Below are 21857 nucleotides of genomic sequence, written 5' to 3'. Positions count from 1 at the left end.
AGTCCACCGACGAAACACCTGAAGAAATCCATAAGAACAGCCTGAGGAGATCATCATGAACGCGGCCGTCGACGTTCTGCAGTCCAGCCATCAGCACATCAACCGCGACCGCCTGTGGCAATCGCTCATGGAATTGGCCAGGCTCGGCGCCACGGTCAAGGGCGGCGTGTGTCGCCTGGCCCTGACTGACCTCGACCGCCAGGCCCGGGACATCTTCGTCAAATGGTGCGAGGAGGCGGGTTGCACTGTCAGCATTGACGCCGTCGGCAACATCTTCGCCCGTCGAGCCGGGCGCAATCCCGACCTGCCACCGGTGATGACCGGCAGCCACATCGACACCCAGCCCACCGGCGGCAAGTTCGATGGCTGCTTCGGTGTATTGGCCGGTGTCGAAGTGCTGCGCACCCTCAATGACTTGAACATCGAAACCGAAGCGCCGCTGGAAGTGGTGGTCTGGACCAACGAAGAGGGCTCGCGCTTCGCGCCGTGCATGATGGGTTCCGGCGTGTTCGCGGAAAAATTCACCCTCGAAGAAACCCTGGCCAAGGTTGATGCCGACGGTGTCACCGTAGGGCAAGCGTTGAATGCCATTGGCTACGCCGGTCCGCGTCAGGTCACCGGCCATGCCGTGGGCGCTTATTTCGAAGCCCACATCGAGCAAGGCCCGATCCTTGAAGACGAACGCAAGACCATAGGCGTGGTCATGGGCGCCCTCGGGCAGAAATGGTTTGACCTCAAGCTGCGCGGCGTCGAAGCCCACGCCGGCCCGACCCCGATGCACCTGCGCAAGGACGCCCTGGTCGGCGCCGCGGTGATCGTCGGAGCGCTCAACCGCGCTGCCCTCAGCCACCAACCCCATGCCTGCGGCACCGTCGGTTGCCTGCAAGCCTATCCCGGCTCGCGCAACGTCATCCCCGGCGAAGTGCGCATGACCCTGGACTTCCGGCACCTGGAACCGGCGCGTCTGGACTCGATGATCGCCGAAGTGCGTGAAGTGATCGAAACCACCTGCGATGAGCACGGCCTGACCTTCGAGCTCACGCCAACGGCCGACTTCCCACCGCTGTACTTCGACAAGGGCTGCGTCGAAGCGGTGCGCGGCGCCGCCCAAAGCCTGGGCCTGTCGCACATGGACATCGTCAGCGGAGCAGGGCACGATGCGATCTTCCTCGCCGAACTCGGCCCGGCCGGAATGATCTTCGTGCCGTGCGAAGGCGGCATCAGCCACAACGAAATCGAAAACGCCGCGCCGGATGACCTGGCGGCCGGGTGTGCGGTGCTGTTGCGGGCGATGCTGGCGGCGTCGGCGACGATTGCCAGTCAATCGGCAGCCTGAAAGTCAAAAGATCGCAGGCTGCGCCAGCTCCTACATTGACCGAGTACAACCCTTGTGGATGTGCGCGTTCCCCGTAGGAGCTGGCGCAGCCTGCGATCTTTTGATCTTGCCCCATCAAATCCAAATGGCATCCCACAAAGGATAATCACCCACCCGTTTCACCAATCCGGCCCGCAAAGGATTCATGACGATGTACCGGGCCGCATCCTTGATGTCTTCATCACGATGTAATGCCCGGTCGTAATACCCCCGCTGCCACAGACGACCTTGATCGCCGCGCATGAGATTGATCGAACGGCTGCTTCTGGATTTGATTCGGCACATCAGCTCGGCCAACGTGCCGTGCTTCAATTCCATCAACCAATGCAGATGATCCGGCATCAAAACCCAGGCCATGGAGGTCACCAGCGAGGCTTCATCGGCACAACGCAACTGCTCAACCACGAGCCTGCCCATCCGCCTATCTGCGAACACAGGCTCTCGTCGATGGGCGACGGCGGTCAGCAGATAAATACGACCAGGTTCCGAAAATCGAGCATTGCGCAGGCGACATCCATTTGCAGCGACAGGCATTCCTTGCCCTCCTTGAAATGTATTGGCAAATGAACGTTAGCCGTTAGCGTGGACGCCATGGATGAAGGCATTTTCAGAATATTTCGGGAGTACACAATCCCCGTAGGAGCTGCCGAAGGCTGCGATCTTTTGATTTTCGACGTCAGTTGAGTGGCTGAAGATCAAAAGATCGCAGCCTTCGGCAGCTCCTACACGTGCACATCTGCACGATCATGAACGCCTGTGGTCGTATTCTTCACAGGCCGGCGCATGACTGCGCCGCCGCACGCGTGGAGATCCCATGAGCCAGGACGTCCTGACCACCGAAACCAATCGCCGTCAGCTGCAGCAAATCATCGCCGGCCTGTCCGACGGGGTGATTCTGTTGGATCCCGACCAGAGCATCCTGTGGGCCAACGAGGCAGCGCTGGCCATGCACGGTGTCTCGCAAGTCAGCGATCTGGGTGCCAACGCCGAGGCCTATGCCAAACGCTTCGCCTTGCGCCATAACAACAACCATGGGGTGCCAGCCAACAGCTATCCGATCAACCGTGTGGCCCGTGGCGAGACGTTCAGTGATGTGCTGGTGGAGGTTTCCTCGGCGGCGGACGAAGAGCGTACCTGGGTCCACCGCGTGCGCAGCCTGGTATTGACCGACAGCCATGGCAAACCGCAATTGCTGGTGTTGATCATGGACGATGTCACCGACCGGGTCAGCGCCGAGCAACGCTTTGCCACAGCGTTTCGCCTGTCCCCGGTGCCGATTCTGCTGTGTGGCGCGGCTGATCAACGGGTGCTGGACGTCAACGAAGCGTTCCTCGATACCCTCGGTTATCCCAGTGAGGAAGTGCTTGGGATCAGCATTGCGCAAATCGATTTCATCGATGACAAAAACGCGCGCATCTGGCTGTTCGCCGCGCTGGAGAAATCCGGCAGCCTGGACCGCATCGATGTGCGCGTGCGCAGAAAAGACGCCGGGCTGATCGATTGCACCGTGTCGGCGGACACGGTGAACATTCAAGACAACCCGTGCTATCTGCTGGTGCTGGTGGACATCACCGAGCGCAGGCGCACCGAGCTGGAACTGGTGTCGGCCATCGAGGAAGCGATGAAGGACGCCTCATGGTTCAGCCGCACGCTGATCGAAAAACTGTCCAGGGTGAAGAACGTCAATTCACCGAAGTTGCCCAGCGTGTCCTTCACCGACCTGACTGCCCGTGAGCGTGATGTGCTGGGCCTGATATGTGAAGGCCGGGCCGACAAGGAAATCGCCGCGCGCCTGAAACTCGCGCCGAATACAGTGCGCAACCATGTGGCGGCGGTGTATTTGAAACTCAATGTGCATAGCCGCAGTGAGGCGATTGTCTGGGCGCGGGAGTGGGGACTGTTCTCGAAAAAGTAGCGGCCAAAGGGGCAGCGGTAACTTAAAAAACTGAGTGATTGGCGGATCATAAGCGGCTTTTATCGCAATTTGTTCTAGTTGAACTGTCAGTTATGACAGTTTCCGGCGTGTCGGTTTTTCCTGATAGTCAACGGACTGTTTTTTGTCTGCTGCTGAATAAGGAAGCGCCGTCATGACCACCGAACAAAACGCTGCAACCGCTGCATCAAACCCTTGGGAACAAGCCACGTTGTTCATCAACGGCAAAAAAGTTGAATGGGGTGTGGGACCTGTTTTTATCCGTGGGGAGGAGAACGAAGTGACAGTGGCAGCCCCACCCGAAATTGCCGGGGCGATCAACCTGGGGCTGGTTGAGGGTGGCGGTTTGAACATCGTAGCATCGCCGAATTTTGGCGATTGGGTGGTACCCGTCAATGGCCAGTTCCATTGGAAGATTACGCCGGACGCTGGCAAGAGCGGTCGTATCACCCTGGTGTTTTTCAGCCGGGAAGTGCTGGCACCGTGGGAGCACCAAAGCCTGGTGATTTCGAACAACCTGGTCGACGAGGCTGATGCCCTGATTGACGGTGAAGTCTTTCCTGAAGGTTTTGTTTTCAGATTGGGTGAAAAAAAACCGGTTTCACTGAGAGTCAAGGACGGCAGTCCATTGGCGGCTGTTCCGTTGAAGCTGACCTATCGGGTTGTTGAAGGAGACGATCTCCAACTTGTCAGTGAACCTGATTTTGGTGTGCCGCTAACAGATTACAAGTGGGACGTCATGGGGCTAACCGGGAACGGCACGTTTAAACTGGGAGTTGAAGCTGACGGTATGAGTTCAGTGCTGTATATGCCGGATTGCAGGATGACTTCTGATGATGAAGATGAACCGTTGATCATCCTGTTCGATGGTAAGCAGGTTCGTTACAATGATATATTCTTGGTTCCCGATAACAGTCAGCATACTGTCACAATTAAACATGGCAAATTGAAGCCCCGTGAAGCCACGGTCTTATATTTTGGGCCGTCAACAGTATCTCCAGACGCCTGGGTTCAACAGGTGATCGATCCAGTTCATGGTGCAACATGGCAGGTTAAATTTATCCACTCCGAGTCGGGCCCTCGCCCGGCTATGTTTATTTTTGGTGGAGGAAATGAACAGACGGGTTTGGATGAATATACTCGTTTTTTTCTGGCGAAAAACGCCGATGGAGCGGAATCTGCTGCAACGCCGTATTCAAAATAGTCTCGTTCTTCACCAGCGCCGAGGCAAGCCTGGTATAGGTCAACCCGGGTAGAGGGCATTGCAACGGGTCCCGAACGGCACACATTCCTTGATAAACACCTTGGTTATGTTGCAACGCAGCCATGATCTACCGAGTAGATGCCCTGGAAGATGCCCGACGAGACGCCGTTGATCGAGGATGCAGGCCCAGTTGCGCCTGGCCGATGGCGACAGCAAGCAGGTCATCGTCACCGGCCAGCCGCTGGTGCTCAACGACGAAGCCTGCATGCTGTTTTCCTTTGTCGACATTGAGTTACGGGACAAAGCCGAAATCGCCCTGCGCCTGAAACTCGCGCCGAATATAGTGCGTATCCATGTGTTGGCGCCGTATTCCAAGCTCAATGTGCACAGCCGCAGTGAAGCGGTTATCTGGGCGCGGGAGCGGGGACTGTTCTCGAAAGAGTGGCGGCCAAAGGAGCGGCGGTAAGGCGCAAATTCCACCGGCCGGGCCATAAGTGATTCGCAGGTTTTTATTTTTGTGACAGGTGTATGGATTTTGCACGCCGGTTCTGTTGTCACAAAAAATGTGTCGATCACTTATCGCGGGTCAATCGATGAAAACTCTTGGGAAACGCGTTATCTCATCTTTGTCGCTGGCGTTGTGCGTAGCGATTCTCGGCGGCTGTGCCAGTCCGGCATCTCCTCCAGCGGTCACTTCACCTCCTCCAGAGCGCACCTGCCAGGCCATGGATAAAACCGATGTCCTGGGCGATGTACGGGGCGAAGACGGGGAGGTGACCCGAGTCACCACCACGACTCGCTGCGTCACACAGTAAACCCCAAAGCGGCCTTCAGTCGGCCCGTGTTGAGGAAACCGAAGGCGCGAACCGCGCGATGCGCGGATGCTGCCGCCGGTCGTGCGTGCCGTCGTGTTGGTCATTGCGAGTGCTGTCGGTGCCGTTCGGCTGGCAGTTGCCGAAAGCTATCGGTCTTTTGAAGCACTTCTTTATCGCCAATTGTTCTAGAAAAACTGTCAACTCTGACAGTTTCTTGCGTGCCCATTTTTCCCGATAGTTGAATGACCATCCCTGATCATTCACTTGCCAGCATCGAGAGCACGCCATGACCATCGAATTTAAAGCCGGAGCTACAGGAATCGAGCCCGTGTACATCTGTCACGGAGCTGAACATGACTTCAAGATTGCGGCCGGGGCGGATAGCCCGTGGGTGAATCAGGGGGTGAGTTTCAATCAGGTTCCGGGGGAATCCTCTCCGATCACTATCGATCCTGAATTGGGCAAGTATCAGAAGCTTCTGGCGGCGGGCAGTGAGTGGAAGTTGAATTGCCCGGCGAATGGAACGGACATCGATTTCAATCTTCAACTGCAAAGTGAATTTACCGCCGCGCCTTGCAAAGTCGCATTGAAATTGGGGGACTATCGGCGAGCCATTCTCAGTAAACGTGACCCGATCAGCGCTCCGGTGGTGGGGGACAAAGTGGCAGCGGAGGTTCAAATCGGTTCATTTTATACAGGCAAGGAACTGGAGGGCGTTGAGGTCGAGTGGTACTACGACGGGGAGATTGTGCAGAAGGTGCCGACTACCGGTCTGGGGTGGAGCAAGTTCGAACATGTCGTTACCACCGCGGGTGAGCATACGATGACTGCAAAGGTTCATAGCCCTTATGACGACACAACGGCAGAGCAGAGTTTTACGATCAATGTGTATGTGGAGAGTCCTTGGGAGCGGGCCACATTGTCGATCAACGGCAAGAAAGTGGAATGGGGGGCGGAGCTCTTTTTACTCCGTGGACAGGAGAGCGATGTGACGGTGGAGGCTCCACCGGAAATTGCCAGGGAGCTCAACCTGGAGCTGGTAGAGAATGGCGGTTTGACCATCGTAGCGTCCCCGAATTTTGGCGATTGGGTGGCTCCCGTCGATGGCCAGTTCAAGTGGAAGATTACGCCGGACGCTGGCAAGAGCGGTCGTATCACCCTGGTGTTTTTCAGCAGGGAAGTGGTTGAGCCGTGGGAGCACCGAAGCTTGGTGATTTCGAGCAATCTTTCGGATGAAGTGGATCAGGTCCTGGTGAGCGGTGTTCCTTCCCCGGCCGGTGGTGCCGTGTTTTTCAGGAATGAGCCGCAGACCGTCACCTTGACCTACAAACCAGGCAGCCCCCTGCCAGACTACCCGCTGGCGTTGACAGGCACGCCGCTCACGGGCGTGCAACCTGGCAATCTGACGGTCACCGCGTCAGGCAAGAATACCTGGGCAGTCAACTCCCATACCAACAGCGGCACGTTCAAACTGGAGTTGAGCGGTGCGGACATGCCCACTGGCATTACGCTGCCCGTGTGCAAGGTAATGTCGCGGTACCTGACGGAAGAGGCGGACGTCAAGATCGATGGCGTACCGGTTCCTCCCGATGGCAATGTGTTTTTCAGGGGACAGGCGAAGACCGTCACGCTGACGCCCAAACCGAACAGTCCGATCGCCGGGTATCCGGTGAAGCTGACGTGCGAGGTCAAAAGTGGTCTTGTTGCGGCCAATGTGGTGAGTGCGCCTGTATTTGGCAGTGAGCAAACAACTCATAGCTGGCGCGTCACCGGCTCGACCAAAAGTGGGACCTTCCAGCTGAGCCTCGCGGGGAAGGGCATGACTCGCCCGATCACTGTGGCGGTGAGCAAATTGCTGTCGACTAACCTCGCAGACGAGGGGGAGGTTAAGATTGGCAACGCTCCGGTACCGGCCGGGGGCAATGTGTTTTTCCGCGGACAGGCTCAGGTCGTTACGCTGACGCCCAAAGCTGGCAGTCCGATCGCCGGGCATCCGGTAACGCTGACGTGCGAGGTCAAAAGTGGTCTTGTTGCTGCCAACGTGGTGAGTGCGCCTGCGTTCGGTACTAAGCAAGTCGTGCACAGCTGGAGCGTCACCGGCTCGACCAACAGCGGCACCTTCCAGTTAAGCGTGGCGGGCGAGGGCATGACCACGGCGATTACGGTGGCGGTGAGTAAATTGCTGTCGAGCAACCTGGCTGATGAGGCGACAGTTTTGTTGGACGGCGTTCCGATACCGGCGAACGGGGAAGACTTCATTGGGGGGAAAGCCAAAACACTCACTTTGGATTACAAGAACGCAGGGTTGTTGAGGGGCGTTCCCTTGACTCTTGACTGGGCTCCTGATAGCCCTCTTGTACATGGCGATCTTGCCAGTCAGCCGCCTCTTCGCCAGCTATCCACAACGCACGAGTGGGCGCTCACAGGCGCAGTGAAGAATGGAACGTTCAAGTTGAAGTTGTCTAGCGAGGGGGAAGCAGCGGGGCTTGTTACGCCGACTAACAGATTATTGGAAGGGGTTTATAAGCTGAGGTTCATGAGGGCGCTTGACGGTGAATTCGTGGAACTACCTGTTCCCCCAGCCGTGGTGAAACTCCCGTGGGGTGTTTATTTCACGCATGTTCGGGTTACAAGACCGGACAACTCCCCCGTAGCGGGTGTTTCAGTGACGGTTGATGGCCCCATCTCCTCGCCAGTAACGGGCATAACTAATGTCGACGGGATCATGAACGGCAACTTATTTTTAGACATTGGTGAATATGACCTATCAGCAGCATCGACACTGGATGGAAAACCGTACACGGCATCGTTACGTTTGGATGTGCGGAATTGGTAATTTAGATGCATTTTCGGAAAAAGGATTAACACCAAATTTCGCAGGATTATTAGGGCTGGAGGTGTATCAGACACTGGAAAGTATCGATCCGCCGGATTCACCTATGTCATTGATCGACGGCAAATAACAAAAGGCAGTCAGAGACTGCCTTTTGTTCATCCAGTGTAGCCGTTCAAGACAAGAACCCCCATCCACATTCAACGAAACCCCTGTCGTGTAACTCGAAGCATCTGCAACGCCGTGTTCAGAATGGCTTCGTTTTTCACCAGCGCCGAGGCGAATTCAGTGTCGGTGAGCCCCGGCAACAACGCCTGTTGCTTGATGCCGGCGAAGACCTGGCTGATCGGTTCCGGTTCGCCGATGTGGCAGGCACTGAATACGAGAGTGAGTCCGCTGTCGAGTGGAGCGCTGATTGCATTCTCTATATGACTTTTGATACGAAAATTGGGGTTTTTATCGCACCATGTTCTAGCTGGCCTGTCAGTTATGACAGTTTCCAGCGTGCCGATTTTTCCTGATAGTTAACGGACTGTTTTTATGTCCATCACTGAAAAGGAATCGTCGTCATGACCGCCGAACTAAACGTTGCAACTGTTGCGGCAAGCCCTTGGGAACAAGCCACATTGTCGATCAACGGCAAGGAGGTGAAGCGGGGGGCGGAGCTCGTTTTGCTCCGTGGGCAGGCAAACGATGTGACGGTGGAGGCTCCACCGGAAATTGCCCGGGAGCTCAACCTGGGGCAGGTAGAGAATGGCGGTTTGACCATCGAAGCATCGCCGGATTTTGGCGATTGGGTGGAGCCCGTCAATGGCCAGTTCAATTGGAAGATTACGCCGGCCGCTGGCAAGAGCGGTCGTATCACCCTGGTGTTTTTCAGCAGGGAAGTGGATGAGGCGTGGGAGCATCGAAGCCTGGTAATTTCGAGCAATTTGGCGGATGAGGCAGACCTCTTGATAGATGAAAAGGCTGTTCCGCCCACTGGTATCGATTTCTACCATGGGGAACCTCATATCGTTTCACTCCGACCCAAAAACAACAGCCCTGTAGCAGGGCTTCCTGTGGCGTTGAAACGATCAATAATTGAGGGCCTCAAGCCTGAAGATTTAAAGTGTGAACCGCCTTTCGATCAGGAACAGACTGAGCACCGGTGGGCTGTTACCGGTTTGGGAGGCGTTGGTAAGTTTCAGCTAAGTCTGGCAGGCAGAGGCATGACCCAAGCTTTGCTCGCGCCTGTTTGCAAGGTACTGATGATAAACGACAGTCCGAATATCTATATTCTTTATAGAGGTGATGAGTTTTTGGGGAATGTCCAGCGCATGGTTGTCACTCGAAACGTTACGTATCTCGTTAGGTTCGCGAGTCATTCTTCGGTACCTTCTACTGACCTGTTTGCCAAACTGGAATGGGTCAGTCCGCCCACGGGTAATGTTGTAGAAATTGAGCCGGCCCTCGGGGTCGAAAGGCATCGGCCACCTGGAGGGAAATGGGATTGGAATATGAAGTTTCTTCAGTCCGGCGAGTTTTCCATGCGGTTCTTTATTCGAGGGGGGGCATATTCCGCATCCTCAATATTGACCATTTTGGTGCAATGACAAAAAAATTAGTTAATTACTTCCTCTTGGAACCCTTACTTAGATATGTATGCGGATAGCATTGGTTGAGAATGAAAAGCAAGGCAGCAATCGCTGCCCTGCTTTTCATTAAACTACCCAATCAGGACAGGAAACCCCCATCCACATTCAACGAAACCCCAGTCGTATAACTCGAAGCATCACTCGCCAGATACAACACCGCCCCCGCCATCTCACTCGGATCCGCCACCCGCTTCAGTGGAATCTGCTGTAAAGCAGTGTTCAGAATGGCTTCGTTCTTCACCAGTGCCGAAGCGAACTTGGTATCGGTCAGCCCCGGCAACAACGCATTGCACCGAATCCCGAACTGCGCACATTCCTTGGCAAACACCTTGGTCATGTTGATCACGGCGGCCTTGGTCACCGAGTAGATGCCCTGGAAGATGCCCGGCGAAACACCGTTGATCGAGGCGACGTTGATGATGCTGCCGCCACCGTTTTCGCGCATCAGCTTGCCGGCTTCGACCGACATGAAGAAGTAGCCGCGGATGTTCACGTCGACGGTTTTCTGGAAGGCGCTGAGGTCGGTGTCCAGCACGTTGCAGAACTGTGGGTTGGTCGCGGCGTTGTTGACGAGGATGTCGAGGCGGCCGAACTGTTGCTTGATCCCGGAGAAGACCTGGCTGATCTGTTCCATTTCGCCGATGTGGCAGGCGATGGCGGTGGCTTTGCCGCCGGCGGCGACGATCGCGTCGGCGACGTGTTGGCAGCCTTCGAGTTTGCGGCTGGAGACGATCACGTGGGCGCCTTGCTGGGCCAGCAGTTTGGCGATGGCTTCACCGATGCCACGGCTGGCGCCGGAGACGAAAGCGATCTTGCCGTCGAGGTCGAACAACTGAGTCTTGGACATGGGATTCCCTTATGAAAAGTCTTGTTGTTGAGTCAAATGCCGGGGGGTGGCGAGTGACATCTTGTGGGCGGGCTTGCTGCGTTGGTCAGTGAGCGAGCGTTATCGTTTACGACCTTCGCGAGCAAGCTCGCTCCTACAGGCTGGATTTGTTGATGACCTGCAAGCTCATCTGCTCCAGCAGCTTGTTCATGTGGATGAACTGCGCGAAGCGTTTGTCCTGGGTCTGGCCGTGGTAGAAGCGGTAGTAGATCTGCTGCACGATGCCGGCCAGGCGGAACAGGCCGTAGGTGTAGTAGAAGTCGAAATTGTCGATGCGGATGCCTGAGCGTTCGGCGTAGTAGTCGACGAATTCGCGGCGGGTCAACATGCCCGGCGCGTGGCTTGGTTGGCGGCGCATCATCTGCACCGGCGCCGGATCATCGGCTTCGATCCAGTAGGCGAGGGTGTTGCCCAGGTCCATCAGCGGATCGCCCAGGGTGGTCAGTTCCCAGTCGAGCACGCCGATGATCTGCATCGGGTTGTTCGGGTCGAGGATCACGTTGTCGAAGCGGTAGTCGTTGTGCACGATGCTGGAGGTCGGATGGTCGGCCGGCATCTTGTCGTTGAGCCAGGCTTTGACCGTTGCCCATTGTGGCGCATCGGGGGTCAGGGCTTTTTCGTAGCGATCGCTCCAGCCTTTGATTTGCCGCGCCACGTAACCTTCGGGTTTGCCCAGGTCGCCCAGGCCGTAGGCCTTGTAGTCGACTCGATGCAATTCCACGAACTTGTCGATGAAATTCTTGCACAAGGCTTCGGTTTTCGCCGGATCCAGGCCCAGTTCCGGCGGCAGGTCCGAGCGCAGGATGATGCCGTTGACCCGTTCCATGACATAGAACTCGGCACCGATCACCGATTCGTCAGTGCAGTGCACATAGGCTTTCGGGCAGTACGGAAAGCCGTCGCGCAGTTGATTGAGGATGCGGAATTCACGGCCCATGTCGTGGGCCGACTTGGCCTTGTGGCCAAAGGGGGGGCGACGCAGGACGAATTCCTGTTCGGGGTATTCCAGCAGGTAGGTGAGGTTGGAAGCGCCGCCCGGAAACTGGCTGATCCGTGGCAAGCCGCTGATCCCCGGAATATGGGCCTTGAGGTACGGATCGATCAGGCTGGCATCGAGTTCTTCGCCGGTGCGGATACGGGTGGACTGGTCATTAAGCGCCATGCTTATCCCTTCTGCTTATTCTGGAGGCCTTAAACTATTGGCTAATCTAATGCCCACACGGCGCACCCACAACCGCGAATGGCTCTTATAGGCGAGCGTGTTGCCGGCCAATCATTGTTTTTGATACAGCTGTTTGAATCGCCGTCACTGGGCGACATGGCTCGTGGCGGGTGGCAAGTCGATCGGCGTCAGCACCGGTTGGCTGGAGAAAAACGCCACGAGGTTCTTGCCCACCAGTTCGACGGTGCCTTGGGTGGCTTCCGGGGACAGGCCGGCGACATGGGGCGTGAGGATCACATTGCTCAGGGTCTTGAGCACATCCGGCACCTTCGGTTCGGCGTCGAATACATCCAGCGCGGCACCGGCGATCCGGCGTTGCTCCAGGGCGCTGATCAGGTCAGCGGTGGCAATCACGCTGGCCCGGGCGATATTGACGATAAACCCCTTGGGGCCCAGCGCGTCGAGCACCTGGCGATTGACCAGATGCCTGGTGGCCGGGCCGCCAGGCGTGGCGACGATCAGGAAGTCCGAGGTACGCGCAAGTTCGGTCGGGGTCGAGCAGAAGGTGTAGGGCACATCGCTGCGAAGCTGGCGATTGTGGTAGCAAATGCTCATGTCGAAACCGGCGCCGGCGCGTTTGGCGATGGCCATGCCGACCGCGCCGAGGCCAAGGATGCCCAGGCGTTTGCCGGCCAGGGAAGGGCGCATGATCTTCGGCCACTCGCCGCGTCGTACGGCAGCATCACAGCGGGGTATGTCGCGCACCAGCGACAGCAGCAGCGCCATGGCATGGTCGGCGACGGACGAGGCGTTGACCCCGGCGCCATTGGTGACGGTGATGCCCCGGTCGGCGGCGGCCTGCAGGTCGACGTGTTCATAGCCGGCGCCGATCACGCAGATGATCTTGAGGTGGGGCAGCGCGGCGATTTCATCGGCATACAGCCCCAATGGGCCGCGGGTGAGGACGGCGTCGATCTGCCCGGCGTGACGAGCGATGGCTTCGGCGCGCTCGGCGGGCGTCGGGGCCAGAATCAGATGGAAGCCCTGATGTTCGAGGATGGGCAGGTAATCATTGATGGTTTCAACCAGTACCAGAACGGTTACGGGCATGCTTGGCTCCCTGTGGGCATCGTAAAGTCAGATCGAGCGCCGCTTTGTTTCGACGGCACGAGAGTGGCGCGGGCGGCTTCGAGAATCTCGTCCGAGAGCGGGTGGCCCCGGCTTTCGCTGGCTTGTTTGCGGGAAACTCGGGGCATAGGTCACTCTCGGGTCTGCAGGTTGAACTTCAGAGGGCGTATTGGGCAATCCCGTTGCCGAACGACCAGTTCTCTTTTTTCACTTCCACCAGATTAATGAAAACGTCCTCCAGACGCACAGCCAGCTCTGCATGAAGGCTCTCGGCAATGGTTTTGTAGAGGAGTTTTTTTTGCTCGACGGTCCGGCCTTCGCTCATGGTGATCTGGATCACCACCAACTGGTCCGTGCGGTTGATACCCAGATAACCGGGATCGAAGATGAAATGCTGCGCATCGTGTTCGGCGAGAATCTGAAAATTATCGTTCTCCGGCACACCAATGGTGCTGTGCATGGCCGCGTAGATCAGTTGGCCGATGCGCTTGGCGTGGGTGGGGTCCTGATGTTTTTTGATGTCGACGCGAACCAGTGGCATGGGAAGACTCCGGAGGATACAGGTCAGTTAAAAATACATTGCGTTGGACCTTTATCAAGTGCGGACTTCGCTTTGGCGATGACGCGCAGGTGCACTGCAGATCCTTGTGGGAGCGAGCCTGCTCGCGATGGCTGCGGCACATCCAACATATTCTCCGACTGATACACCGCTATCGCGAGCGGGCTCGCTCCCACAGGGGATTTTCGTCTATCTGGCACCACCGTTCCTCACCTAAGTCTTTGCTTCTGCTCACGAATCCTCCAGAATCGCGCCCCTGTTCCGGCCAGGGCGCCGCCTGTCGGGTATTCCGACGCGTCCTGGTCGGGTGGCAAGTGACCGGAATGTGGAGATCCCACCGGATGAATGATCAGGCCAATAGCGTTAACGAACGCTATGTAGACGCGACACCAGCAACACTGTCGAGCTGGAATCGCCAAGACACCACCTGGATGCTGGGCCTGTTTGGCACGGCGATTGGTGCGGGAACCCTGTTTTTGCCGATCAACGCAGGCCTGGGCGGTTTCTGGCCGCTGCTGATCCTGGCGTTGCTGGCGTTCCCGATGACGTTCTACGCACACCGCGGGCTGACCCGTTTCGTGCTGTCCGGTCGCGAAGGCGCCGACATCACCGAAGTGGTGGAAGAGCATTTCGGCATCAAGGCCGGCGCGCTGATCACCTTGCTTTATTTCTTCGCGATTTTCCCGATCCTGCTGATCTACAGTGTGGCCCTGACCAACACTGTGGGCAGTTTCCTCGAGCATCAACTGCACATCATGCCGCCACCGCGCGCCGTGCTGTCGCTGGTGCTGATCCTGGGCCTGCTGGCAGTGGTACGTTGCGGTGAGCAATTGATCGTCAAGGCCATGAGCCTGATGGTCTACCCGTTCATCGTCGCCCTGCTGTTCCTGGCGGTGTACCTGGTTCCGCACTGGAACGGCGGGATCCTGGCCACCGCCAGCAGCGTACCGGCGCCTTCGGCGTTGCTGCACACGATGTGGCTGGCGATTCCGGTGATGGTGTTCTCGTTCAACCACTCGCCGATCATCTCGGCGTTCGCCGTGGACCAGAAGCGTCGCTATGGTGAGCACGCCGAGGAGCGCAGCTCGCAGATCCTGTCCCGCGCCCACCTGCTGATGGTGGTGATGGTGCTGTTCTTCGTCTTCAGTTGCGTGCTGACCCTGTCGCCAGCGCAGCTGGCTGAAGCCAAGGCGCAGAACCTGTCGATCCTGTCGTACCTGGCCAACCACTTCAGCAACCCGACTATCGCCTTTGCGGCGCCGTTGATTGCCTTCGTGGCCATTTCCAAGTCGTTCCTGGGTCACTACATCGGCGCCAGCGAAGGCCTCAAGGGCCTGATCGTCAAGAGCGGCAAGCGCCCGTCGGCCAAGGCCCTGGACCGCATGACCGCCGCGTTCATGCTGGTGGTGTGCTGGATAGTCGCCACGCTCAACCCGAGCATTCTCGGCATGATCGAAACCCTGGGTGGCCCGGTGATTGCGGCGATCCTGTTCCTGATGCCGATGTACGCCATCCGCAAGGTGCCGGCCATGGCGCGCTATCGCGGTCAGGCATCCAACGTCTTCGTGACGGCGGTGGGTCTGGTGGCGATTACGGCGTTGATCTATTCGTTGACGGCCTGATAGCAAAGATCAAAAGATCGCAGCCTGCGGCAGCTCCTACATTGGAATGCGTTTCCTTGTAGGAGCTGCCGCAGGCTGCGATCTTTTGATTCAAAGGCATAAAAAAACGCCGCCCATCTCACGATGGGCGGCGTTTTTCATTGCGTTGCAACGTTAGGCTTGAACGACCGGAATGTTGGCGTTCGCAGCAGCTTCACGGAACTCGGCGATCTGGTCGAAGGACAGGTAGCGGTAGACATCGGCCGCCATGCTGTCGATCTTGCCAGCGTATTCCATGTACTCCTCGACGGTCGGCAGGCGACCCAGGATGGAAGCCACGGACGCAAGCTCAGCCGAAGCCAGGTAGACGTTCGCGCCGTCACCCAGACGGTTCGGGAAGTTACGGGTCGAAGTCGACACGACAGTCGAGTTCGGCTCTACACGTGCCTGGTTACCCATGCACAGCGAGCAGCCCGGCATTTCCATGCGCGCGCCGGCCTTGCCGTAGATGCCGTAGTAGCCTTCTTCGGTCAGCTGGTGAGCGTCCATCTTGGTCGGCGGCGACAGCCACAGACGGGTTGGCAGCTGACCCTTGACCTGTTCCAGCAGTTTACCGGCAGCGCGGAAGTGACCGATGTTGGTCATGCACGAACCGATGAACACTTCGTCGATCTTCTCGCCAGCAACGCTGGAGAGCAGGCGGGCGTCGTCCGGGTCGTTCGGCGCGCAGAGCACAGGCTCCTTGATGTCGGCCAGGTCGATCTCGATGATTTCAGCGTATTCGGCGTCTTTGTCCGCTTGCAGCAGCTCAGGGTTGGCCAGCCAGGCTTCCATCGCTTGAGCGCGACGTTCCAGAGTACGTGCATCGCCGTAGCCTTCGCCGATCATCCAGCGCAGCAGGGTGATGTTGGACTGCAGGTATTCGGCAATCGACTCTTTGGACAGCTGGATGGTGCAACCGGCAGCCGAACGTTCAGCCGAGGCGTCAGACAGTTCGAACGCTTGCTCGACGGTCAGTTTAGGCAGACCTTCGATCTCCAGGATGCGACCGGAGAAGGCGTTCTTCTTGCCTTTCTTCTCTACGGTCAGCAGGCCAGCCTGGATCGCGTAGTAAGGAATGGCGTGAACCAGGTCTCGCAGGGTGACGCCTGGCTGCAGTTCGCCTTTGAAGCGAACCAGGATCGACTCAGGCATGTCCAGCGGCATGACGCCAGTGGCTGCGGCGAACGCAACCAGACCGGAACCGGCCGGGAACGAGATGCCGATCGGGAAACGGGTGTGGGAGTCACCACCGGTACCGACGGTGTCTGGCAGCAGCATGCGGTTCAGCCACGAGTGGATGATGCCGTCGCCCGGACGCAGGGAAACGCCGCCGCGGGTCATGATGAAGTCAGGCAGGGTGTGGTGGGTGGTCACGTCGATCGGCTTTGGATAGGCCGCGGTGTGGCAGAAGGACTGCATCACCAGGTCGGTCGAGAAGCCCAGGCACGCCAGGTCTTTCAGTTCGTCGCGGGTCATTGGACCGGTGGTGTCCTGGGAACCCACGGTGGTCATCTTCGGTTCGCAGTAGGTGCCCGGACGAACGCCGGTCACGCCGCAAGCCTTGCCGACCATTTTCTGCGCCAGGGTGAAACCCTTGGTGCTTTCAGCCGGTGCTTCAGGCTTCTTGAACAGGGTCGAAGGTGGCAGACCCAGCTCGGTGCGAGCCTTCTCGGTCAGGCCGCGGCCGATGATCAGCGGAATACGGCCGCCGGCACGCACTTCGTCCAACAGGACCGGGGTCTTCATTTCGAAGGTGGTCAGGACTTCGTCGGTGCCGTGCTTGCAGACTTTGCCAGCATGCGGGTACAGGTCGATCACGTCGCCCATGTGCATGTTGGATACGTCGAATTCGATTGGCAGTGCGCCGGCATCTTCCATGGTGTTGTAGAAGATCGGAGCGATCTTGCTGCCGAAGCAGAAACCGCCGGCACGCTTGTTCGGCACGTAAGGAACGTCGTCGCCGAAGAACCACAGTACGGAGTTGGTCGCCGATTTACGCGACGAACCGGTACCGACCACGTCGCCGACGTAGGCGATAGGGAAGCCTTGACCGCGCATTTCTTCGATCTGCTTCATCGGACCGGTGACGCCTTGTGCGTCAGGCACGATGCCGTCGCGAGCCATTTTCAGCATGGCCAGGGCGTGCAGCGGGATGTCTGGACGGGACCAGGCATCAGGGGCAGGGGACAGGTCGTCGGTGTTGGTCTCGCCAGTCACCTTGAACACGCGCAGGCTGATCTTGTCGGCCAGGGTCGGGCGCTTCACGAACCACTCGCCGTCAGCCCAGGATTGCAGCACGCCTTGGGCGTGAACGTTACCGTTCTTGGCTTTTTCAGCGACGTCGTGGAAGGCGTCGAACATCAGCAGGGTGTGCTTGAGTTCTTTGGCAGCCACTGGCGCCAGTTCGGCGTCGTCCAGCAGGTTTACCAGGGTCACGATGTTGTAGCCACCCTGCATGGTGCCGAGCAGTTCAACAGCACGCTTCTTGTCGATCAGGGGGGATTTGGCTTCGCCTTTGGCGATGGCGGACAGGAAGCCGGCCTTGACATAGGCAGCTTCGTCCACGCCTGGTGGAACGCGATTGGTGATCAGGTCAACGAGGAATGCTTCTTCGCCAGCCGGGGGATTTTTCAGCAGCTCGACCAGGCCTGCAGTTTGTTCGGCGTTTAGCGGCTGGGGAACGATTCCCAGTGCTGCGCGCTCTTCGATATGTTTGCGGTAGGCTTCAAGCACAGTTATTACCCTCATCAGTGGTCCCAAATGGGTGTCCGGGACGCTCATCCCGAAATTGCCGTACTCATGCGCTGCATGGCGTTGTGAGCCACTTGGCCAGAATTACCGGCAATTCCTTACAGAAGCTGCTTTCAAAGTTTTACGCCTGCAGAACGGGAGCTGATGAGGGTTGGCGTTGGGCTTTTCCCCGCTGGAAAAACCCCTCGCCAACACCGCTCTGAAGGAACGACTGTGCTCGTGACGCTTTGAAAACAGCTTCTAACGGACATTGGCGCCTAAAAAGGCAGGCTGATTCTACGGCAAAAAAAAATTAAAGGTAAGTCAGGTTTTATTGGACTTTGGTGGAGGCCGCCGGCAAACCCCTATTCACCCAAGGCCTAGAACTTTGAGGGGTGATCAATGGGCGACAAAGGGCTAACATGCCGGCCTGTTCTGCTTTTTCGCGTTTTGCCTATCTATGCCCAATCAGACCATCAAGACACCCTGCGTCGGCCTCTGCTCCACTGTTTACGGTGACCTGGTGTGCCGTGGCTGCAAGCGTTTCCACCACGAAGTGATCCACTGGAACGGTTACAACGAGGAGGAAAAGCGCGCGGTATGGCTGCGACTTGAGCAGTTGCTGTCCCAGGTGATGGCCGCCAAGGTGGAAATTTTCGACCCGGCACTGCTCCGAATGCAGCTGGAGCAACGCAAGATCCGCTTCGTGCCCCATCAGTCGGAATATTGCTGGGCCTACCAGTTGATCGCCCGGGGCGCACGGGTGATCAACAACCTGGAAGCCTACGGGATGGTGTTGCTGCCGGAGTTTCGCGGCTGGAACCTGCCGGAATTGCGCGATGCCATCGATCGGGAATTTTTCCTGCTCTCCGAGGCCCATTACCAGCGCTACATTGCGCCGGGGTTCCTGAAAGACGCCTTTGGTGGTTGAAAAGATCGCAGCCTGCGGCAGCTCCTACAGGGAAACACGATCATTGTAGGAGCTGCCGCAGGCTGCGATCTTTTGACCGGTCCTCAATGGTTGCCGGCAATTTCCTCCAGATGATCCTCGATCTCCTGCGGCTTGAGCACCAGCACATCGCTCTCGACCGAATCGAGCACCACTTCCGCCGTATTACCGATCAACACCCCTGACAACCCGCTACGTGCCACGGTACCGATCACCGTCACTGCCGCTTGCAGCTTGTGCGCCATGAACGGAATCAGCACGTCCGCCGGGCCTTCCTCGATGTGCAGGTGATCATCGTCAATGTCGAATTCAGCCTGGAACGACTTGCATTGCTCGCGGTAGCGCGCCTGGATGGTTTCGCTGAGTTGAAACGTCGGGTCGGCCGACGACAGCATCGGCGACGGGTGGGCGCTGATTACGTGCAAGTGGGCCTTGGCCAGGGTGGCGATGTCATAGCCATGATCGATGATGGTGTCGTGCAGGTGGCGGTGTTCGAGGTCGGTGTTGCCGACGTCGACGGCTGCCAGGATCACTTTGTCTTTCCATGAGCCAGCGGTTTTTACCAGCAGTACCGGGGAAGGGCATTGGCGCAGCAATTTCCAGTCCTCGGGTGTCAGCAGGGCCTTTTTCAGCGCGCTGTCGGGAAAGTGTTGCTTGATCACCAGGCCGCAACCTTCCGCCTGCTGCACATCGATGATGGTTTCGTGCAGGCTCTTGTTCCAGGCCTGCTCGGTGGTGACGTTGTAACCGTCCTCCACTAAAGCCGCCTTGAGCACCCCAAGCATGCCGCTGTGATCATGCTTGGGGTCGCACACCAGCAGATGCAACTGCGCCTGGGTGACACCGGCGATCAACTTCGCCCGTTTGAGCGCCAGGCTTTCGGAGTGTTCGGGGTCGATGACCACCAGAATGCTGCGTACGGCTTGCATGAGCGCGATCTCCTGAAAATAAAAAAGCACGGCGTTGCACAACTATAGTTGCTGTCTGCAATTCGGGGACTTGATGCATATCAACGGTTGGCAGACTGGTGGTCTGCGGGCAGGCCGGTATAATCGGCGCCCTTCGTTTGAACCTATTTGTCCGTGAGCCCCATGATCCTTCCCGAAATTCACGAGTTCCTTGGCTGCCGCACCCCCGACGGCTGGATCCAGGCCGCGCTGGCCGATCAGGAAACCCTGCTGATCGACCACAAGAACTGCGAATTCAAGGCCGCCAGCACCGCGTTGAGCCTGATCGCCAAGTATCACTCCCACGTCGATCTGATCAACATGATGTCGCGTCTGGCCCGGGAAGAGCTGGTGCACCACGAACAGGTCATGCGCCTGATGAAACGCCGCAAGATCGAACTGCGCCAGCTGTCCGCCGGGCGCTATGCGTCGGGGCTGCGCAAGGTGGTACGCAGTCACGAGCCGGTGAAACTGGTGGACACATTGGTGGTGGGGGCGTTCATCGAGGCCCGCAGTTGCGAACGTTTCGAAGCGCTGGTGCCGCATCTGGACGAAGAACTGGGCAAGTTCTATTTCGGCCTGCTCAAGAGCGAGGCCCGGCATTTCCAGGGTTACCTGAAACTGGCTTATCAATATGGGGACGCCAAGGACATCGCCCAGGTGATCGACAAGGTCCGTGCCGCCGAGCAGGAACTGATCGAATCGCCGGACGTGGAGTTCCGTTTTCATAGCGGCGTACCGGCAGCGGCCTGATTATTCGGTGTTGTTTTTGCTCGCGAAGAGGCCATCAGCAACACAAAAGCTAACGGCTCAAACCCAGCCGTTCATGCCATTGAGCGATGGACTCTTCGGGGTACACATCGAACTGTTTATCCCTTGGCTGCGCTTGAACCTCCACCCACGGCGCTTTTGAGCCGAGCATCAGGTGCGTGTGCTCCGGCGGCACCGGCAGCGGTGTATCGATGGCCGAAGCGAACGGGTGAATCAACTCCGGCCACTCCGGGCTGAACAACCACAGACCCGAGCCGCAGACTGAGCAGAAGTGCCGCTCGGCGGTGCTGCTGTGGGTGCGTTTGTCGCCTTCTTCCTTGAGCCGTGCATGGTAGATCGCGATGTGCTTGCGCCCACGAACCTTGAGGTTGGCGGCATCGCCCCCGAGGTTGATTGCATAACCGCCACCGCCCTGGGTCTTGCGGCAGATCGAGCAGTAGCAGCGCTGGTAAGGGTAGGGGTGGGCGCTGGTCAGACTGAACGACACCGCGCCGCAATGGCAGGAACCTTCGAGTTGCATGCTGTTCTCCTTGGGCTGAAGTGATCTCGTGCAGTCTGGAATATTTGTGCCAACAGTGCCGACGCCTTCGCGAGCAGGCTCCCACAGTTTTTGTGTTCGACATAAGACCTGAGCTGGCTTGCCAGCGAAGAACGATAACGCGGTCTACCGCCCGGGCACCCGCCACAAATACCACGACGCCACTGTCCGATAAGGGCTCCACGCCGAGCCGATCTCGATCATCTGCTTGCGCGTCGGCTGCACCTCCAGGCCTTTGAGCCGTCGATAACCCTCACGCACGCCAAAGTCATCGGCCGGCAGGATATCCGGCCGCTCCAGGCTGTAGATCAGCAGCATCTCCACGGTCCATCGGCCCACACCGCGCAGAGTGATCAGGCGTTCGATCAGCGCTTCATCGTCCATGGCCAGCGCCGTGGCGTAATCCGGTACCACGCCGTCCAGCGACGCCTGGGCGATACCCTGAATGGTCGCGATCTTGCTCGCGGAAAAGCCGCAACTGCGCAGTTGCTCGAAATCTGTCGCGACGATCTGTTCAGGCCTGGGAAACGAATCCGCACCGAACAAAGCCAGCAGTCGGCCGACAATCGCATCGCCGGCCTTGGCATGCAGTTGCTGATAGGCAATCGCCCGCACCAGCGACTCATACGGATCATGCGCCGCATGCGGCTGGTGCAGGCACGGACCGATGGCGTCGATGTGGCGGCGCCAGTCGTCATCGATGGCCGCCAGGAACGCACTGGCCGCCTGATAGCCGTCGGCCATGGG

Annotated in this window: 17 protein-coding genes and 2 pseudogenes; 9 read left to right on the top strand and 10 right to left on the bottom strand. The window is 58.1% G+C overall.

Annotation, left to right across the window (positions count from 1 at the left end):
• Positions 1 to 55 precede the first annotated feature (55 nt).
• Positions 56 to 1336, top strand: a complete 1281-nt coding sequence (locus tag KGA83_RS04865; protein ID WP_108215923.1) for a Zn-dependent hydrolase — start codon at positions 56 to 58, stop codon at positions 1334 to 1336.
• Positions 1337 to 1450: 114 nt separating this feature from the next.
• Here KGA83_RS04865 and KGA83_RS04860 read toward each other — a convergent pair whose 3' ends face one another.
• On the bottom strand, positions 1451 to 1909 hold the full coding sequence (locus tag KGA83_RS04860; protein WP_223528827.1) for an REP-associated tyrosine transposase: 459 nt from the start codon (positions 1907 to 1909) through the stop codon (positions 1451 to 1453).
• A 280-nt stretch (positions 1910 to 2189) separates the two neighbouring features.
• On the opposite strand from KGA83_RS04860, the gene KGA83_RS04855 reads away from it, so the two are divergent.
• The 4 genes and pseudogenes from KGA83_RS04855 (at position 2190) to KGA83_RS04835 (ending at position 8163) form a co-directional block, all read left to right on the top strand.
• Positions 2190 to 3290, top strand: coding sequence for a PAS domain S-box protein (locus tag KGA83_RS04855; RefSeq protein WP_223528824.1), 1101 nt, complete (start codon positions 2190 to 2192; stop codon positions 3288 to 3290).
• A gap of 172 nt (positions 3291 to 3462) precedes the next feature.
• Positions 3463 to 4512, top strand: a complete 1050-nt coding sequence (locus KGA83_RS04850) for a hypothetical protein (RefSeq protein ID WP_223528821.1) — start codon at positions 3463 to 3465, stop codon at positions 4510 to 4512.
• Positions 4513 to 4687: 175 nt separating this feature from the next.
• A pseudogene (locus KGA83_RS04840) lies at positions 4688 to 4978 on the top strand (LuxR C-terminal-related transcriptional regulator); the annotation flags it as partial.
• A 635-nt stretch (positions 4979 to 5613) separates the two neighbouring features.
• Positions 5614 to 8163, top strand: a complete 2550-nt coding sequence (locus tag KGA83_RS04835) for a hypothetical protein (RefSeq protein WP_223528818.1) — start codon at positions 5614 to 5616, stop codon at positions 8161 to 8163.
• A 183-nt stretch (positions 8164 to 8346) separates the two neighbouring features.
• On the opposite strand, the pseudogene KGA83_RS04830 reads toward KGA83_RS04835, so the two are convergent.
• Positions 8347 to 8489 (bottom strand): annotated as a pseudogene (locus KGA83_RS04830) (short-chain dehydrogenase); the annotation flags it as partial.
• 240 nt (positions 8490 to 8729) lie between these two features.
• Here KGA83_RS04830 and KGA83_RS04825 point away from each other — a divergent pair.
• Complete coding sequence (locus tag KGA83_RS04825; protein WP_223528815.1) at positions 8730 to 9755, top strand: hypothetical protein; 1026 nt, start codon at positions 8730 to 8732, stop codon at positions 9753 to 9755.
• A 121-nt stretch (positions 9756 to 9876) separates the two neighbouring features.
• Here the strand turns inward: KGA83_RS04825 and KGA83_RS04820 are convergent, their stop codons facing one another.
• The 4 genes from KGA83_RS04820 to KGA83_RS04805 form a co-directional block, all read right to left on the bottom strand.
• A complete protein-coding gene (locus KGA83_RS04820; protein WP_223528812.1) occupies positions 9877 to 10644 on the bottom strand; it encodes an SDR family oxidoreductase in 768 nt (255 codons plus the stop codon).
• Between the two features lie 133 nt (positions 10645 to 10777).
• A complete protein-coding gene (locus KGA83_RS04815) occupies positions 10778 to 11845 on the bottom strand; it encodes a phosphotransferase family protein (protein ID WP_223528809.1) in 1068 nt (355 codons plus the stop codon).
• 144 nt (positions 11846 to 11989) lie between these two features.
• A complete protein-coding gene (locus KGA83_RS04810; RefSeq protein ID WP_108215916.1) occupies positions 11990 to 12955 on the bottom strand; it encodes a 2-hydroxyacid dehydrogenase in 966 nt (321 codons plus the stop codon).
• Between the two features lie 175 nt (positions 12956 to 13130).
• Positions 13131 to 13514 (bottom strand): tautomerase family protein, encoded by a 384-nt coding sequence (locus KGA83_RS04805; RefSeq protein WP_108215915.1) that lies wholly within the window; start codon positions 13512 to 13514, stop codon positions 13131 to 13133.
• Between the two features lie 359 nt (positions 13515 to 13873).
• Between KGA83_RS04805 and KGA83_RS04800 the strand changes: the two genes are divergently transcribed.
• Positions 13874 to 15154: a serine/threonine transporter gene (locus KGA83_RS04800; protein WP_223528806.1), complete on the top strand. Its 1281-nt coding sequence runs from the start codon at positions 13874 to 13876 to the stop codon at positions 15152 to 15154.
• Positions 15155 to 15307: 153 nt separating this feature from the next.
• Here KGA83_RS04800 and acnB read toward each other — a convergent pair whose 3' ends face one another.
• Positions 15308 to 17908 carry a bifunctional aconitate hydratase 2/2-methylisocitrate dehydratase gene (acnB, locus tag KGA83_RS04795; RefSeq protein ID WP_108215913.1) on the bottom strand — a complete coding sequence of 867 codons (2601 nt, stop codon included), beginning with the start codon at positions 17906 to 17908 and terminating at the stop codon, positions 15308 to 15310.
• 457 nt (positions 17909 to 18365) lie between these two features.
• Here acnB and KGA83_RS04790 point away from each other — a divergent pair, with 457 nt between their 5' ends.
• A complete protein-coding gene (locus KGA83_RS04790; RefSeq protein ID WP_108215912.1) occupies positions 18366 to 18836 on the top strand; it encodes a DUF1289 domain-containing protein in 471 nt (156 codons plus the stop codon).
• An 83-nt stretch (positions 18837 to 18919) separates the two neighbouring features.
• Here KGA83_RS04790 and KGA83_RS04785 read toward each other — a convergent pair whose 3' ends face one another.
• Positions 18920 to 19783 (bottom strand): universal stress protein, encoded by an 864-nt coding sequence (locus KGA83_RS04785; RefSeq protein WP_223528803.1) that lies wholly within the window; start codon positions 19781 to 19783, stop codon positions 18920 to 18922.
• Positions 19784 to 19945: 162 nt separating this feature from the next.
• Here KGA83_RS04785 and KGA83_RS04780 point away from each other — a divergent pair, with 162 nt between their 5' ends.
• A complete protein-coding gene (locus tag KGA83_RS04780) occupies positions 19946 to 20554 on the top strand; it encodes a tRNA-(ms[2]io[6]A)-hydroxylase (RefSeq protein WP_007986374.1) in 609 nt (202 codons plus the stop codon).
• A 49-nt stretch (positions 20555 to 20603) separates the two neighbouring features.
• Here KGA83_RS04780 and KGA83_RS04775 read toward each other — a convergent pair whose 3' ends face one another.
• Positions 20604 to 21092, bottom strand: coding sequence for a GFA family protein (locus tag KGA83_RS04775; RefSeq protein WP_223528800.1), 489 nt, complete (start codon positions 21090 to 21092; stop codon positions 20604 to 20606).
• Positions 21093 to 21236: 144 nt separating this feature from the next.
• The gene (locus tag KGA83_RS04770) at positions 21237 to 21854 is read right to left on the bottom strand and encodes a DNA-3-methyladenine glycosylase family protein (RefSeq protein WP_223528797.1); all 618 of its coding nucleotides are present in this window, start codon (positions 21852 to 21854) and stop codon (positions 21237 to 21239) included.
• Positions 21855 to 21857: the final 3 nt, after the last annotated feature.

It is taken from the genome of Pseudomonas sp. GL-R-19, assembly GCF_019956375.1.
In the GTDB taxonomy this organism is placed as follows: domain Bacteria; phylum Pseudomonadota; class Gammaproteobacteria; order Pseudomonadales; family Pseudomonadaceae; genus Aquipseudomonas.
The sequence above is the reverse complement of the archived record's forward strand: the minus strand, read 5'-3'. Positions and strand labels throughout refer to the sequence as shown.